This is a genomic window from Pseudomonas putida (assembly GCF_028682455.1).
GTDB lineage: Bacteria > Pseudomonadota > Gammaproteobacteria > Pseudomonadales > Pseudomonadaceae > Aquipseudomonas > Aquipseudomonas putida_AA.
In genome coordinates this window covers 1,071,145-1,086,610 of record NZ_JANHLD010000001.1, presented here as the reverse complement: position 1 = coordinate 1,086,610, position 15,466 = coordinate 1,071,145, and the positions used below count along the sequence as shown (strand labels likewise).

16 protein-coding genes are annotated in these 15,466 nt (G+C 63.5%); 7 read left to right on the top strand and 9 right to left on the bottom strand.

Annotated elements, in window-relative coordinates; translation table 11 throughout:
- The first annotated feature begins 142 nt into the window (after positions 1-142).
- The 4 genes from NPS58_RS05340 to NPS58_RS05325 all read left to right on the top strand — a co-directional run bounded on the left by NPS58_RS05340 (position 143) and on the right by NPS58_RS05325 (position 4,056).
- Positions 143-748, top strand: a complete 606-nt coding sequence (locus NPS58_RS05340; RefSeq protein ID WP_274114194.1) for a dimethylamine monooxygenase subunit DmmA family protein — start codon at positions 143-145, stop codon at positions 746-748.
- Complete coding sequence (locus NPS58_RS05335) at positions 745-1,710, top strand: PDR/VanB family oxidoreductase (protein WP_274114193.1); 966 nt, start codon at positions 745-747, stop codon at positions 1,708-1,710. Before NPS58_RS05340 ends, NPS58_RS05335 begins: the two co-directional genes overlap by 4 nt.
- Positions 1,711-1,727: 17 nt before the next feature.
- Positions 1,728-2,774, top strand: coding sequence for a heme-dependent oxidative N-demethylase family protein (locus tag NPS58_RS05330; RefSeq protein WP_274114191.1), 1,047 nt, complete (start codon positions 1,728-1,730; stop codon positions 2,772-2,774).
- Between the two features lie 73 nt (positions 2,775-2,847).
- Positions 2,848-4,056, top strand: a complete 1,209-nt coding sequence (locus tag NPS58_RS05325; protein WP_274114189.1) for an MFS transporter — start codon at positions 2,848-2,850, stop codon at positions 4,054-4,056.
- A 103-nt stretch (positions 4,057-4,159) separates the two neighbouring features.
- Here NPS58_RS05325 and NPS58_RS05320 read toward each other — a convergent pair whose 3' ends face one another.
- The 3 genes from NPS58_RS05320 to NPS58_RS05310 all read right to left on the bottom strand — a co-directional run bounded on the left by NPS58_RS05320 (position 4,160) and on the right by NPS58_RS05310 (position 6,351).
- Complete coding sequence (locus tag NPS58_RS05320) at positions 4,160-4,972, bottom strand: class I SAM-dependent methyltransferase (protein ID WP_274114187.1); 813 nt, start codon at positions 4,970-4,972, stop codon at positions 4,160-4,162.
- Positions 4,973-5,205: 233 nt separating this feature from the next.
- Entirely contained in the window at positions 5,206-5,817 is a 612-nt protein-coding gene (locus NPS58_RS05315) for a dihydrofolate reductase family protein (protein WP_274114185.1), read from the bottom strand.
- A gap of 84 nt (positions 5,818-5,901) precedes the next feature.
- Positions 5,902-6,351, bottom strand: coding sequence for a nuclear transport factor 2 family protein (locus tag NPS58_RS05310; RefSeq protein ID WP_274114183.1), 450 nt, complete (start codon positions 6,349-6,351; stop codon positions 5,902-5,904).
- 142 nt (positions 6,352-6,493) lie between these two features.
- Between NPS58_RS05310 and NPS58_RS05305 the strand changes: the two genes are divergently transcribed.
- Entirely contained in the window at positions 6,494-7,297 is an 804-nt protein-coding gene (locus tag NPS58_RS05305) for an alpha/beta fold hydrolase (RefSeq protein ID WP_274114181.1), read from the top strand.
- 4 nt (positions 7,298-7,301) lie between these two features.
- Here the strand turns inward: NPS58_RS05305 and NPS58_RS05300 are convergent, their stop codons facing one another.
- On the bottom strand, positions 7,302-8,429 hold the full coding sequence (locus tag NPS58_RS05300) for an alkene reductase (protein ID WP_274114179.1): 1,128 nt from the start codon (positions 8,427-8,429) through the stop codon (positions 7,302-7,304).
- A 125-nt stretch (positions 8,430-8,554) separates the two neighbouring features.
- Here NPS58_RS05300 and NPS58_RS05295 point away from each other — a divergent pair, with 125 nt between their 5' ends.
- Positions 8,555-9,481 (top strand): LysR family transcriptional regulator, encoded by a 927-nt coding sequence (locus NPS58_RS05295; RefSeq protein ID WP_274114177.1) that lies wholly within the window; start codon positions 8,555-8,557, stop codon positions 9,479-9,481.
- Positions 9,482-9,493: 12 nt separating this feature from the next.
- On the opposite strand, the gene NPS58_RS05290 is transcribed toward NPS58_RS05295, so the two are convergent.
- Positions 9,494-10,624 carry an OmpA family protein gene (locus NPS58_RS05290; protein ID WP_274114175.1) on the bottom strand — a complete coding sequence of 377 codons (1,131 nt, stop codon included), beginning with the start codon at positions 10,622-10,624 and terminating at the stop codon, positions 9,494-9,496.
- 299 nt (positions 10,625-10,923) lie between these two features.
- On the opposite strand from NPS58_RS05290, the gene NPS58_RS05285 reads away from it, so the two are divergent.
- Positions 10,924-11,475, top strand: coding sequence for an AAA family ATPase (locus tag NPS58_RS05285; protein WP_274114173.1), 552 nt, complete (start codon positions 10,924-10,926; stop codon positions 11,473-11,475).
- 33 nt (positions 11,476-11,508) lie between these two features.
- On the opposite strand, the gene NPS58_RS05280 is transcribed toward NPS58_RS05285, so the two are convergent.
- The 4 genes from NPS58_RS05280 to NPS58_RS05265 are packed head-to-tail and all read right to left on the bottom strand — an operon-like array spanning position 11,509 to position 15,417.
- Complete coding sequence (locus tag NPS58_RS05280) at positions 11,509-12,417, bottom strand: 2-hydroxyacid dehydrogenase (protein ID WP_274114171.1); 909 nt, start codon at positions 12,415-12,417, stop codon at positions 11,509-11,511.
- A gap of 9 nt (positions 12,418-12,426) precedes the next feature.
- Positions 12,427-13,275, bottom strand: a complete 849-nt coding sequence (locus tag NPS58_RS05275; RefSeq protein ID WP_274114169.1) for an ureidoglycolate lyase — start codon at positions 13,273-13,275, stop codon at positions 12,427-12,429.
- Positions 13,276-13,303: 28 nt separating this feature from the next.
- The gene (locus tag NPS58_RS05270; protein ID WP_274114167.1) at positions 13,304-14,044 is read right to left on the bottom strand and encodes an SDR family oxidoreductase; all 741 of its coding nucleotides are present in this window, start codon (positions 14,042-14,044) and stop codon (positions 13,304-13,306) included.
- A complete protein-coding gene (locus NPS58_RS05265; RefSeq protein ID WP_274114165.1) occupies positions 14,041-15,417 on the bottom strand; it encodes an MFS transporter in 1,377 nt (458 codons plus the stop codon). The genes NPS58_RS05270 and NPS58_RS05265 overlap by 4 nt, the downstream gene beginning before the upstream one ends.
- Between the last annotated feature and the right edge of the window lie 49 nt (positions 15,418-15,466).

Sequence of the window (15,466 nt, the reverse complement as noted above, 5' to 3'; positions counted from 1 at the left end):
CGAAATGGGCCCTCGATATAAAACATATAAAACCATAGGCAATATGGCATGGGTTCTGCTTCCTCCCCTGCCTGCGTCTGAAACCAGCCGTCTTTGTTACCGTTCGGCACAACGGCGGTAACGGCTTACGAGGTGTACCACCATGCTTATCACCGGCATCAAGAGCCGCCCGGTCTACGACCGGCTGCAACCCATGACAGGCGGCCTGCACCACCTGATCGCGGGCCAGGGCAGCGGCGGCGCGGCCATGCTGCGACTGCTCGCGGACATGTCCGAGACCCAGCGCCACAACAGCTCCCTGCTGTATTCCACCGAGTCGTTCTCCGGCCACAGCCATTTGCAGGCCCTGCAAGACGCGGAGGCCGCCGGGCTCGAAGTGTTCGCCAGCAACCAGGCGCTGATCGACGCCCTGCGCGAGCGCCTGAGCGCTGCCCACATGGGCACCCGCCTGTACCTGAGCGGCTCGGAAAGCTTCATCGGGACCGCCATGCAAGCCGCTAACGCCGTCGACCTGAACCGCGACGAAGTGCTGCGCGAACACAGCGGCACCCTGGTGCGCCGAGTCTGGTGCGCGCACTGCGATACCTACACCGAAAACGTCACCCAACGGGTGTTCACCTGCCCCGGCTGCCAGCTCAACCTGGTGGTGCGCGATCACTACTCCCGTCGCCTGGCTGCCTTCCAGGGCATCAAGGCCGATGGCGAAGTCCCAGGCGAACTGCCACCTGCCGAGGAGCTCGACACATGAATACCCATAACGGCACCTTGAGCGTGCGCGTCGCCCGGGTCGAACAACTGACCCCGGAAATCAAGCGCTTCACCCTGGTCGACCCCGACGGCAAACACCTGCCGGCGTTCTCCGGCGGCAGCCATGTGGTGGTCGTGCTCGAAGACGGCGACAAGACACACCGCAACGCCTACTCGCTGATGAGCTCGCCGTACGACTCCAGCGCCTACCAAATCGCCGTGCGCCGGGTCAGCGATGGCCGTGGCGGCTCGCGCCTGATGCACGATATGGTGCGCGAAGGCGACCTGCTGCAGATCCTCCAGCCGGCCAACCTGTTCCCGCTGGCCAAGCACGCCCGCCAGCATGTGTTCATCGCCGGCGGCGTCGGCATCACCCCGGTGTACTCGCAGCTTGAAGAACTGCACGTCAAGCAGTCCACCTTCGAACTGCACCTGGCCGTGCGCGGCCCCGAGCACACCGCCCTGGGCCTGGAACTGCAAGCCCGCTACGGCCAGTGCATACACCTCTACGTGCAGGGCGAGCAGCGCCTGGGCATCCGCAGCGTACTGGCCGGCCGCCCGCTGGGCAGCCACGTCTATGTCTGCGGCCCGGACAGCATGATCGACGACACCCTCGACAGCGCCCACGCCCTGGGCTGGACCGACAGCCATATCCACTACGAGCGTTTCGTCGAACAAGGCTCCACAGGCCAGCCGTTCAGCGTCACCCTTGCACGCCAGGGCGTAACGATCGAGGTGCCGGCCGAGCAATCGCTGCTCGAAGCCGCCGAACAGGCCGGCTACAAGGTGCCCTACCTGTGCCGGGGCGGTGCCTGTGGCTATTGCGAGACCGAAGTACTGGAAGTCGATGGCGAACTCGACCATCGCGATGACTGGCTCAGCGAGGACGACAAGCTGAGCAAGCGCAAATTCATGCCGTGCGTATCCCGTGCCAACTGCAGCCGCCTGGTCGTAGACCTCTGAAACAGGACAACAACAAAATGACCGTATTCAAGCCAATCGAAACCTACGCCGACGCCGGCAGCGACCACACCTACAGCAACAGCCGCGAAGCGATCCTGCGCCTGCCCTTCCCCTACCCGGAAGACCAGTACATGTATTCGATGAACGTCGAGCCGCATGTCCCGTTCGGCAAAGGCGCTCTGCGGGCGCAGTTCGATATCGACGAGCACTACATCTCCGAGTGCCATCACCGCGCGCACACCCTCGACAGCCAGCCGGGCATCCACTACGCCGCCCTGCCGCACATGATGGAAGCCCAGTGGGACCTGCTCGAACTGCTGATGGAATCTTACTCGCGCGACTTCCCCGAGCACTTCACCCTGGAGAAGAACGGCAGCCAGTGGCACTGGATCAACCGCCCGCTGCAGATCGACGACACCTTCACCTTCGGTGACGCCTCCACCTTGCCGATGGACCCGATGGAGTACATCACCCGCCAGGCACAAGGCGAGTTCATTCTCCTCGAAGAGCGCGACGAGACCCTGGTCATGGGTGCCGGCATGGCTACCCAGCGGGCGGACTATTCGCTGCGTTTCAACCTGGGTATGAGCTTCATGGAGTTCCACGGCCCGGTACCCAAGCTGCATGAAATGGGCATCCTGCAACGTGCCCTGAAGTTCCTGCTGCGCCTGCGCCCCGGCCACCCGGTGCGCCGTACCAACTGGTCGATCACCGTCAATCCGCGCCTGGAGACCTCGGCCGAGACCCTGCCGGACTGGGCACCGGAGCGCACCATCGTTACCCCGGAAAACGCCGGCGAGCTGGTCAACTTGCGCATCGAGCTGCAACCGCTGCACCGCCTGCCACGCAGCAACGCCGTGCTGTTCCCGGTACGCACCTACCTGGTCAGCCTCAAGCAACTGGCCGAGTTCGCCCCGCAATGGGCCAAGCGCATGCACCGGGTGATCCGCGACCTCGACCAGGAACTGGTCGACTACAAGGGTTTCACCCGCTACCGCGACGCCATGGTCAGTTGGCTGTCGCAGTACGACGACGGCACCCCGGTCGACGAAAGCCAACAGTAACGCCACACCCTGCAAGCGCGCCCTGGGGGCGCGCTACTAACCACGACGTGCCTTGCCACTCACGGATCACCTCATGAAAACAACAATACGAAACTTCCTGCCCGAGAGCTGGAGTCTGGTGTTCTCCGCCGCCGGTTCCGCCTATGGCGTCGGCTTGCTCGGCCTGTGGGCCCTGCCCTTTTTGATCAGCGCCATCATCCACGACCTGCAACTCAACGAAGCCCAGGCCGGGCTGCTGATGTCGGCCGAGTTCGGCTTCACCATGCTCGCCTCGCTGCTGATCGCCCCCTTCATGGGTCGCGCCCCCCGGCGCACCCTGGCCCTGGCCGGAACCGTGCTGGCCATAGCAGCCAACATTGCCAGCGCCAACATCGCGGACATCTATACCCTGGCCGCCGTTCGCTGCCTGGCAGGCCTGGGTGCCGGCCTGGCACTGGCCTGCGGCAACGCCGCGGTCTCCAGCGCCAAGCACCCGGACCGCATTGCCGGGCACATGAACGTGCTGTCGGTGCTGTTGATGATCGTGGTGATGCTTGGCTACGCCAAGGTCATGGCGTTGTATGGCTTGTCGGGGCTCTACTACGCGATGGCCGCGACCATGGCGGTGATGCTCCTGGCTATTCCGGCAATGGCCCAGCGCGCGCCCGTTGCCGAACCCTGCCCGTTTTCCCATGGCTCCGGCAAAGGTGCGGGCAATATCCTGCTGAGCCTGCCGGCGATCTGCATGATGCTGGCGATGTTCGTGTTCCAGGCCCGCGACACCATGGGCTGGGCGTTCGTCGAGCGCATCGGCACCATGGTCGGCTACAGCGGTGACGAACTGGGCGTGCTGCTGTCGTTCCAGTCGTTCGTCGGCCTGATCGGACCGCTGATCGCGGCCATGGTCGGCAAGCGTTTCGGCATGAGCACACCGGTGATCCTGGCGATCCTGCTGACCGGCGGCACCAGCCTGAGCTATGTACTGGGCGAACACTCCAAGACCCTGTACACCGCAGGCGTAATGACCATCTGTATCACCTACTTCTATGCCCTGAGCTACCTGACCGGCCTGGCGGCAGCCCTGGACCGCGAAGGCCGGGTGGTGGCCGCGGCCAGCAGCTTCCTGAGCCTGGGCCTGGCCGTGGGCCCGGCGATCTCCGGCGGCCTGATCTCGCTCGGTGGCTTCACTCTGGCCGCCTGGGGCATTGCCGTGACCGTGATCCTGACCTTGCTGCTGGTGATCGTCCCACTGGGCACCATTCGCCGCGAACCTGCCCCCCTGACGCCCGTGGTAGCGCTCTAAGAGGTGGGAGTGGATTGCTCCACGATCGGCCACGAAGCGGCCGCAGGCCAGACAACCTCGAGCGTGCAGGTTGTACTGGCCTCGGGGCAAGCCCGCGCCTGCCTCAGCGCCGGCTGATCACGACCTCCAGGTACTCGCTGGGCACCACCAGCGACGAGGCACCCGCCACGTTGTGGTCGTTCAGCAGTTGGGTCAGGTCGTTTTCCAGGGCGCTGGCGTTGGCCGCCTCCAACGATGCAAAGGCTTTGTGGACCGGGCCATACCAGGTCCTGAACACGTCGATGAAATGCGCCGCCGAGCGATAACGAAAGTTGAACTGCTGGCGATTGACCGAGAGGTTGCCGAGGCTATCGGCGAACAGACTGCGCAGCTGTTCCTCGTCGCCCCAACGCGATGGCGGTAGCGCGCCAGCAGGTGGCGGGACATGCCGGCCCAGAGTCTTGAACATCTGCCCGATGAAACCTTGCGGGGTCCAGTTGGCCAGGCCAATCCGCCCACCCGACCGACAGACACGGCCAAGCTCTTTCGCCGCTTGCGCCTGATCGGGGGCGAACATCACCCCAAACGTGGAAACCACCACATCGAAAGCGCCGTCACGAAACGGCAGCGCTTCGACATCGGCCACCTGGAACTCGACATTCAGGTGTTCTGCCCGTGCACGCTCTTCACCTCGTTTCAACAGCTCGGGCACGTAGTCCGTCGATGTAACCCGACAACCGCGCCGTGCCGCAGCCAGCGTGGCGTTGCCATTGCCGGCAGCGACATCCAGCACCTGTTCGTCCCAGCGCAAATCACAGGCTTCAGCCAAGCGCTCGCCAACCAGCTGCAAGGTCGTGCCGATCACGGCGTAGTCGCCGCTGGCCCAGGCAGCCTGCTGGCGCGCCTTCAACGCATTCAAATCCAGGGGTGTGCTCATGGTGTGCACCTTGGTCATCGGCGCGTGCCTCACCCTGAGTCGATCAACGCGCCATGGGTCGTTATTGGGATTTTCAAGTCGTGGCGCTGGCTCACGCCCACACCATCGACCAGCTAAACGCTAACCCCGCAAACCGGCAAGCCCTGGCGCGTGCCGTACAAGACGACTTGGATACATCCCTATAACCTGCGCGAATATACCCAGTCCAATACCCGGCACTTACCACGCCAGGTTCAAAACGTCCCGGTCCGCACTTCGCCACTGCGCACGTAATGGGTGATCAACGCCCCGCCCGGGGTGAGGATCGAGTCTGCCAGGGTGAAGGCCGAGGGATGGGCGTTGTCATCGAACAGGCGTTTGCCACGCCCAAGCACGATGGGAAAGATCATCAAGCGCAGCTCATCCACCAGCCCCGCCGCCAGCAGCTGGCGTACCAGTTCGCCGCTGCCCTGGGTCAACAGGTCGTCGCCCGGCTGTTGCTTGAGCGCACTGATCGCCTCGGCCAGAGTGCCCTGCAGCCCGTGGCTGTTCTGCCACTCGAGCGTATTGGGATGGTGGGTGGCCACGTGCTTGGGCACACGGTTGAACAACGTTGCGATGAACTGGTTCTCGGGCGCGGTCTGGTGTGGCCAGTAGCCTGCGAAGATGTCGTAGGTGCGCCGCCCCAGCAGCAATTCGAAGGGTTGCGAAAACAATGCATCGATGGCCTGGCCAAAGACTTCGTCGGCGTAGGGCACGATCCAGCCGCCAAAGCGGAATCCGCCGCTGGTATCCTCGTCAGGCCCGCCCGGCGCCTGGATGACGCTGTCCAGGCTGGTGAACGCAGCAACAGTGAGCTTGCGCATGGTCCTCTCCTCATTCGTCCGGGTACAGGTGCACGTACAGGTAGTCGAACAAGAAGCGGCACAATCGACACCCCGAAGGCGAAACTACTGCCCCAGGGCGAAGCCTTTCAAATGAGCGCTCAGGTCGCCCATCAACTCCAGCAGGGAGTAGTCGCGCAAGCTGAAGCGCCAGGTCTGTCCGACCCGCTCGAATGCGTCGTGGTAGCGGCCGGCGGCGATGACTTGCAGGGGCAGGCCCGGGGCTGCCTGCAGGATCGTGTAGCAGGAACGTACCGTTGCCCGCCCGGCGTTTTCGTCGATATCGATGATCGGGTTGGTGATCACATGCTTGGTGCGCGGTGTGCCGCACGGGTACAAGGTGATCTGTCGCCTCCATACCTGCAGGATTTCGCTCGCATCGAGATCATGTTCACGGCCAGGGACCTTCAGCCGCGCATGGTGAAACAGCGCCGCGGCGCGTTCCAGGTCGCCCCCGTCCATGTACTCGGCATAGCGGTAGAGCAGGTTGGTAATCTCGACAGCACTGGTGCTCATCACCGGGTTTCCTGTGGAATCAAGGCCTGGGCACATCGTCACAAAACACCCAGGCGCCAGGCATCGTCCGTCTGGACGATTGCCCGGCACCTGCTACCCTGCGTCTTTTGCGAATGCGCCGAGCCATCTACCGAGGTCTTGCATGGCATTGCCAACCCACACCGAAACGCTTTGGATCGACACGCCGCGCGGACAGCTGTTCTGTAGTCGCTGGTTCCCCGCGAGCAATCCGGGCAACGGCCAACTGCCGCCGATCATCCTGTTCCATGACTCGTTGGGCTGCGTTGCGCTGTGGCGGGATTTCCCCCGGCAACTGAGCCAGGCCACCGGCCGCGAAGTGATCGCCTATGACCGCCTCGGTTTCGGCCAATCCGATGTCTTTCCGGGACCTCTGCCGCTGACGTTCATTCGCGATGAGGCTGAGCACTGCTTCCGCCACCTCAAAGTGGCCTTGCAGATCGAGCGCTTCGTTGCCCTGGGCCATAGCGTAGGCGGGGCCATGGCCGCAGCCTGCGCCTCGCTCTACCCCCGAGAGTGCTCGGCGCTGATTACCGTCGCGGCGCAGGCATTCGTCGAGGACCGTACGCTGCAGGGCATCCGCGAAGCCCAGGTGCAGTTCGCGCAACCCGGGCAAATGGCGCGCCTGGAGCGCTATCACGGTGCCAAGGCGCCCTGGGTGCTCAACGCCTGGACCCGCACCTGGCTGGGGGAAGACTATCGTCACTGGACAATCGAGCACTCGATCGACGCCATCCACTGCCCCCTGCTGGTGCTGCATGGCGAGCACGACGAATACGGGTCGGTGGCGCACCCGGAGCACTTGGCCACGCTCTCGAGTGCGTCGAGCGAATGCCTGATCCTCGACGATTGCCATCACGTCCCTCACCGAGAAGTACCTGATGCCGTACTCGAGGCCGTGGGACGCTTGCTCGACACGCATCGTTGAGGGGTCAGGCCGGGGCGTAAGGCGAGTAATCCACATAGCCCTTGCCCGTACCGCCGTAGTAGCTGGTGCGGTCCGGGGTGGTCAGTGGCCAGCCGTTTTTCAGGCGTGCAACCAGGTCAGGATTGGCAATGAACGGCTGGCCAAAGCCGGCCAGGTCGATCAGCCCGGCGTCCACCAGGTCCTGGGCACGCTCCAGGGTCATGTCGCCGGCCAGGATCAGCGCCGTATCGCCCAGCTGCGCCTTGCAGTGTTCGAGCAAGCGGCGCAGCGCCTGTTCCTGTGTGGTGGCACTCTCGCTGGCCAGGAAGAAGTGGGTCTGGTCCATGACGTGCACATAGGCGATGCCACGGGCGCCCATGCCGGCACAGAGTGCCGCGTAGGTCTCGTCGATCTGGGGGTAGAGCGGCATGTCGAACAGCTGCCCGTAAGGTGAGATGCGAATGCCGACCCGATGGACGCCAATTCTCGCGCTGACCGCATCGACCACCTCGAACACGAATCGCAGGCGACCTTCCAGGGTGTCGGCGCCATAGCGGTCGCTGCGGTCATTGACCAGCGGGTTGAGGAACTGCTCCACGAGGTAGCCGTTGGCACCGTGGATTTCAACACCGTCAAAACCGGCCTCGATAGCATTCTGCGCGGCCTGGGCGAAGTCCTCGGCCACCCGGGCAACTTCCTCGGTGGTCAACGGGCGTGGGGTGGAGGTGGCGACAAAACCCGGCTCGCCCTCGGCGGTGTAGCCAAAGGCAACCGCGCCCTGGGCCACCTTGCCAGTGGAACTGACGGGCGCCTTGCCGTCGAGCTGGATCGAGGTGTGGGACACGCGCCCCACGTGCCACAGTTGGGCGAACATCCTGCCGCCGACGCTGTGGACCGAATCGGTGACCAGCTTCCAGCCCTCGATCTGCTGCGCGGTGAAAATCCCCGGATTGAACAGGTAGCCCTGCCCTTCACGGGAAATCGGCGTGCCTTCGGAAACGATCAGGCCCGCCGTGCCGCGTTGGGTGTAATGCAGGGCCAACTGTTCGGTGGCGATGTCTTGTGGCGCCCGTGAGCGGGTCATCGGTGCCATGACAAACCGGTTGTTCAGCGTCAATCCGGCAAGGTTGTAGGGGGCAAACAGGTCGATCATGTGTCGGGCCTCATGAATAGGCGTACGCCTGGGAGTGATGAGGCCATGGTAGGATCTTGCCAAAACAGCCACAATCAAGCCAAAAAGCAAAACACTATTGCTATAACAGCAACCGGAGATCCCCCGTGCACCTCAAGGCCCACCGTTACTTCGCGATGGTGGCGGTAACTGGCAGCTTTTCCGCCACCGCCCGGCACTTCCAGGTACCCGCCTCGTCGGTGTCACGCTTCATTGCCGCGCTTGAACGAGAGCTGGGACAACAACTGCTGTATCGCAACACCCGCGCGGTGAAACTGACCGACGCCGGTGAGCGCTATTACGTGCAAATCCGCGAAGTGCTGGAGTTACTCGACACCGCCAATGAAGATGTCAGCGGCAAGGCCGGCGACATTCGCGGCCTGGTGCGCATCAATGCCCCGGTCGCCTTCGGCCACCTTCATATCGTCAAGCTGCTCGAGGGTTTGTACCGGCAATACCCTGGATTGACCGTCGAACTGACCGTGACCGATGCCTTTATCGACCCGGTGCAGGAAGGCGCCGACCTCACCTTCCGCGTAGGCCAGTTGCAGGATTCCGGACTGATCGGGCGCACGCTCTGCGACCAGCGATTTGTCCTGTGCGCCAGCGCCGGGTATGTGCAGCGATACGGCAAACCGGCGAGCCCCGAAGAGCTGCAACAGCACTGCTGCCTGGTCTACAAAGGAACCGGAGGCGCCCAACGCTGGCATTTCCGCCGCCCGGGCAGCGAGGCGGCCACGATCATCGACGTGCAAGGCCCGCTGCGCAGCAACAATGCCCAGGTATTGGCGGAAGCGGCGCTGGCAGGCCGGGGCATTGTGCTGTTTCCTTCCTGGCTGTTCGACAACGAGCACTTCAGGAACAAGACCCTGGTCCAGCTCTTGCCCGACTGGGAAGGCTCGGTGGATGCAACGCCCAGCCAGATCCACCTGATATCCCCGGAAAACCGCCTTCGTTCGCAAAAAGTTCGCCGGGTGTGGGACTACTTCCTCGACGCGATTGGTTCGCCGCCGTATTGGGACAACCTGGCGTGAAACCTGAGGTGCTCATTGAGTGCCACAGGCCCCCACCTGCGGAACCAATTGAATATCGACACGCCGGTTGGCCGAACGGCCTTCGAGCGTTTCGTTGCTGGCGATCGGCTGACTGGCTGCTCCCCCTTGAACGGCAAAGCAGTTGTCAGGAATGTCCCCCATGCGCTGCATCCACTCGCGTACGGCAACGGCGCGGGCTTCGGAGAGCTGCTGGTTCTGCTCGGCATTGCCCGTGGTATCGGCATGACCTGAAATAACAATCAGCCAGCCTGGACGAGCCTTGATGTCCACCAACGCGCTGATCAGCACTTTGGCCGAGCCCGGCTTGAGCTCGGCGCTCCCGGCATCAAACAACCTCAGGCTGTCCAGTTGCAGCGGCTCGGGGATCGCTTGCTTCCTTGCAAAGAGGCTTGCAAAACCGGCACCTTCATTCACCGCGCGGTCCCACAACCACGCCCCGCCCATTGAGGTGAGTATCACGGCCAGAACGACCAGCCATCGGCGCGCTGTGCGCTTTCGGGGCGTCAAGACTGGCAAGCGGGTGGGCGGCAACGTCAACACGGGCCACGAAATATTCGGCCCGGGCAGGCCCATCACCAGGGGCAATGTTTCACCGATGGGGCTCTGCCGTTGCACGCGCTGGATGCAGCTAGCCACCTGTTGGCGCAACGCCTGCAAGGTGGTCAATGGCGAGTAGACCTGACTCTGCAGCGCAGCGTTCACGCGCGCAAGCGCGGTATTGAGGTTGACGAGTGCCGGCAAGCTGCGGCTTGTCATTTCCAATCTGCGCAGCACCGCCTGCATCTGGGCGAACAACCAGTCCAGGACCTCCAGGCGCACCGCGGGCAGCGCTGGCCACAACTGCGGCCAGGCCCCTACCAGGGTCTCCATCAGCGCCAGCCCCTGCACCATGCCCTCCACGCCGTGGGAGTGACTGCGGGCCAAAATGTAGGCGCTGGCGGTGTGCAGTTCAGCGCCGTTTTGTTCGAGTAACACCAGGCACAGTTGCTCGACTCTGATCCAGTCGATATCCGGACACCCTGGATGGGCCAGTTTCGACAGTTCTTCGTGCAGTGAGACGAACTCGTCAAAGCCGCGAGGATCACTCCCGATACGCATATGCATGTCAAACAACGCCGTCATTCAGCTTCCTTTCGTGTTGAGGAGTGATTCGATGGGCACCGGCCAGAAGAGCACTGACTTTCGGGCCGCCACAGTGAAGCCCCCCTGCAAATATTTCCACCCAGCAAAATGACAAAGGGAAAATTCCCACGCGCCTTTCAGAAGCAACTTAGAAGTTCCAAGATGTGTACTTCATAGAAACAAAAACATTCTTAGAAATCTCATCAAGGCACCTCACAAAGCGATAGCTACTTCGCAGGCTTTATCTGACCAGCCGAAATCTGCACAATGCCCGGCTATCCGCCAAGGAGGCTTTTCTCATGCAACGCATCGTCATCCTGGGCAACGCAGGGAGCGGCAAATCGACCCTGGCACGCGCCATCGGCAAGCGCCTGCAAGTCCCCGTGGTTCACCTGGACAAACTGTTCTGGGAACCCGGCTGGATCGAACCCGACGCCGAGGCCTTCCGTACCCGGGTCAAACAGGCCCTGACCTCCGATACCTGGGTCTGTGATGGCAACTATTCGCGACGAACCTTCGACTTGCGCCTGCCCCGCGCCGACCTGGTGATCTGGCTGGACACCCCGCGCCTTACCTGCCTGCGGCGGGTGATCATGCGCAGCCTGCTGAACAAACCACGCCCCGACCAGCCCGCCGGCTGCAGCGAGCGCCTGGACAGGGCATTCCTGACCTTCCTCAAGTTCGTGTGGGGATTCGACCGCGACTACCGCCCTTCCATCGAGGCGGTGCGGTTGAGAGTGGGCGCGCTGGTGCCGGTGGTGCACCTGCGGGGTGAGCGGCAAATCGACCAGTTTGTGCAGGCACTGCCAGCACACTGCGATGAAGGCGCCCGGGCCAACCCGCAACCTTGAACCTGGAGGGCCACACCCGGCCCTCCCGTGCATTCACCCCGCCAACACTGCCCGCACCACGCACTCAGCCATGGCTCGCCGGGTTTGCAGCGTGGCACTGCCCAGGTGCGGCTGGAGCACCACGTTGTCCAACGCCAGCAGGGGTTCAGGTACCTGCGGCTCGTGTTCGAATACATCCAGCGCTGCGCCACCCAGGCGTCCATCGGCCAGTCGCGCCACCAATTGCGACTCGTCGATCACACTGCCACGGGCAACGTTGACGATCACCCCTTGCGGCCCTAGCGCTTCAAGCACGTGCGCGTCGACCAGATGGCGCGACGCCGGTCCTCCCGCGGCAGCGACGATCAGAATATCGCTGGCCCGCGCCAGGGCGCCGAGGTCCTCGTGATAGGGATAGGGGCAATCGGCGACGGGCTGGCGATTGTGGTAGCCCAGGTTCACCCCGAAGGGCTGCAGGCGCTGGGCGATGGCCAAGCCAATCTTGCCCAGCCCGAGGATGCCCACCCGCTGCCCGCGCAAGGTGGTGCCCAGCGGCGCGAAGCCACCCTGGCGCCAGTGCCCCTGGCGCACAAAGCGGTCGGCCTGGCACACCTGGCGCAGCAGTGCCAGCAACAGCGCCACGGCCTGGTCGGCCACGGCATCGGTGAGGATGTCGTCGGTGGTGACGATGCGAATGCTGCGGGCGCGAGCCTGCTCCAGATCGACCTTGTCCAGGCCCACGCCGTTTACGGCAATCAGTTGCAGGCTAGGCAGCGCAGCCATCAGTTGCGGGCTAACCCCCTCACCGCCATTGGTTACCAGTGCTCTTACGCGCCGGGAGCGATCGACCGGCAGCGCCTGTTGCTCGGCACGCGTGTGCGCACGGATCAGGTGAAAATGCTCGGCCAGTTGCGCCTCGTACTCCGGCAGCAGCGGCGCCAGCATCAGCAAATCGGTTTTCATCGCGCTTCCTCAGTCGGCCTGGACGGTGATCTGGCGTTGCTCTCCCAGGCCCTGGATGCCCAGGCGCATGGTCTGCCCGGCACGCAGGAACACCGGGACCGGCTTGATGCCCATGCCCACGCCGGGCGGCGTGCCGGTGGAAATCACATCACCCGGTTGCAGGCTCATGCAGCGACTCACATAGGCAATCAACTGCTCAATACGAAAGATCAGGGTGCGGGTATTGCCGTCCTGGTAGCGATGGCCGTCCACTTCCAGCCACAGGTTCAGTTCATGGGGGTCGGCGATCTCATCGCGGGTCACCAGCCACGGGCCGATCGGACCGAAGGTGTCAAACCCCTTGCCCTTGTCCCAGGTGCCACCACGCTCCAGTTGCCACTCACGTTCGGACACGTCGTTGACTACGCAGTAGCCCGCCACATGGTCCATGGCGTTGGCTTCATCGATGTAGCGCCCGCCCTTGCCGATGACCACGCCCAGCTCCACTTCCCAATCGGTCTTGCGCGAGCCGCGGGGAATCTCGACGTTGTCATTGGGGCCGCAGATGGCGCTGGTCCATTTGTTGAAGATGATCGGCTCGCCAGGCACCGGCATGCCGGCCTCGGCGGCGTGGTCGGCGTAGTTCAGGCCAATGCAGATGAACTTGCCGATGTTGCCCACGCACGGGCCGATGCGCGGGTTGCCCGCCACACGCGGCAGGCTGTGCGGATCGAGGCTGGCAAGCCTTGCCAGGCTGTCGGGCTCAAGGGCGTTGCCGGCAATGTCGGCGATCACACCCGACAGGTCGCGGATGCACTGGTCGGCATCCAGCAGGCCGGGCTTTTCGGCGCCCTTGTCGCCATATCGCAACAGTTTCATAGAAGTCTCCCGCTCGATTCAAAGAAATTCAGAGGCTCATGCCGCCATCGATCAGATGCACGCCACCGGTGGTGTAGGCCGCCTCGTCGCTGCCCAGGTACAGTGCCAGGCGGGCGATTTCCCCGGCACTGCCCAGGCGGCCCATGGGCTGGCGGGCGACAAACTGCTGGTACACCTGGTCGGCGCCCAGGCCCTGGGCGGCGGCCTGTTCGGCGATGCGCTGGTGCAGCGAGGGCGACTCCACGGTGCCAGGGCAAATGGCATTGCAGCGAATGCCCTGTCCAATGTAGTCGGCGGCCACCGCCTTGGTCAGGCCGATCACCGCCGCTTTGCTCGCCGCATAGGCGAAGCGGTCGGGTACCGCCTTCACGCTCGACACCACCGACGACATGTTGATGATCGAACCGCCCCCGCGCGCCAGCATGCCGGGCAACATGGCGCGGATCATCCGGTACATCGCGGTGACGTTGATCGCCAGCGACCGCTGCCAGGCCTGCTCGTCACAGGCCAGGATGCTGCCGCTGTGCACGTAGCCTGCGCAGTTGAACAGCACATCGATGCCGCCCAGCTCCTGGCCCAGGGCCTCGATGGCCTGCCCGTCGGTGACATCCAGCAGCCGTGCCTGGATGCCGGGGCAATCACCCAGGTCATCGATGCGGATGTCCGTGGCAATGACCTCGAACCCCGCCTCGGCAAAGGCCCGGGCGCTGGCCAGGCCGATGCCTTGGCCGGCGGCGGTGACCAGTACGCGTTTGCCCGCCATGTTCACGCAGTCTCCAGTTTGAGCTCGCTGGCCGCTTCACTGCCCTGGCGCCCCAGCATCGCCGCCGGGATCGACAGGATCAGCAGGCCACTGGCAAACAGGCACAGACCCAGCACGTAGGTACCGTTGTTGATGTTGCCGGTGAGGTTTTCCGCCACCGCGGTGATCATCGAGCCGGTAAAACCCGAGAGGTTGCCGATGGCGTTGATCATGCCGATACCGGCGGCAGCGGCAACCCCGGAGAGCACAGTACCCGGCAAGGTCCAGAAGATCGGCATCAGGCTGAGAATGCCCGAGGCGGCGACACTCAGGAACAGCACCGAGAGCACCAGGTTGTCGGCGAAAAAGGCGCTGAGGATCAGCCCGCACCCGCCAACGAAGGCCGGGATGGCCGCATGCAGTCGACGCTCGCCGGTACGGTTGGAATGGCGTGCGTTGAGCAGCATGGCGACCACGGCCACGCCATAGGGAATGGCCGTGAGCAGGCCGATCTCGAGGCTGTTGGTGATGCCGGCGCTCTTGATGATCGACGGCATCCAGAAGGCCAGGCCGTAGAAGCCGGTGTTGAAGGTCAGCAGGATGAACACCAGCAGCCATACCCGCTTGTTGAAGAACACCTCGCTCAGGCGCGTGGCCTTGCCGTGGTTGTCTTGCTGCAGGTTGGCCTTGAGCATCTGCTTCTCATCGCTCGACAGCCAGCTCGCCTTGTCGATGTTGTCGCACAGGCAGGTGAACACCACCACGGCCATGAGCACCGAGGGAATGCCTTCGATCAGCAGCATCCACTGCCAGCCGGCCATGCCGTGCCAGCCGTTGAGGCTGGTCATCAACCAGCCGGACAGCACGCCGCCCAGGGTCAGGCTGATTGGCATGGCGATCAGGAAGCCCGACATCATCCGGCTCTGGCGATGGGTGGGAAACCAGTAGTTGAGGTAGAGGATTACGCCCGGGAAGAACCCGGCCTCGCAGATCCCGAGCAAAAAGCGCAGCACATAGAACATGGTGCTGGCCTCGAGATGAAAGAGCTTGGCCAACGGTACGGTGAACGCCACGGCCATCGAGATGATCGCCCAGCTGGCCATGATCCGTGCAATCCAGAACCGCGCACCGTAGCGATGCAGCAGCAGGTTGCTCGGCACCTCGAACAGGAAGTAGCCCCAGAAGAACATGCTCGCGCCCAGGGCGTACACGGTGTTGCTGAACTGCAGGTCGTTGAGCATGTCGAGCTTGGCGAAGCCGATATTGACCCGGTCAAGGTACGCGGCCATGTAGCACAGCAGCAGGATCGGCAGGATTCGTAGAATGACCTTGCGGTAGGTACGGTCCTCAAAGCCCGGGTCGCGGGCCGTTGAGGCTAGGTGCTCGGTGGATGTGTGCATAGGTGTGACCCCTGGGCATGTCGAGCATGCCTGATTGTTGTTATGGATC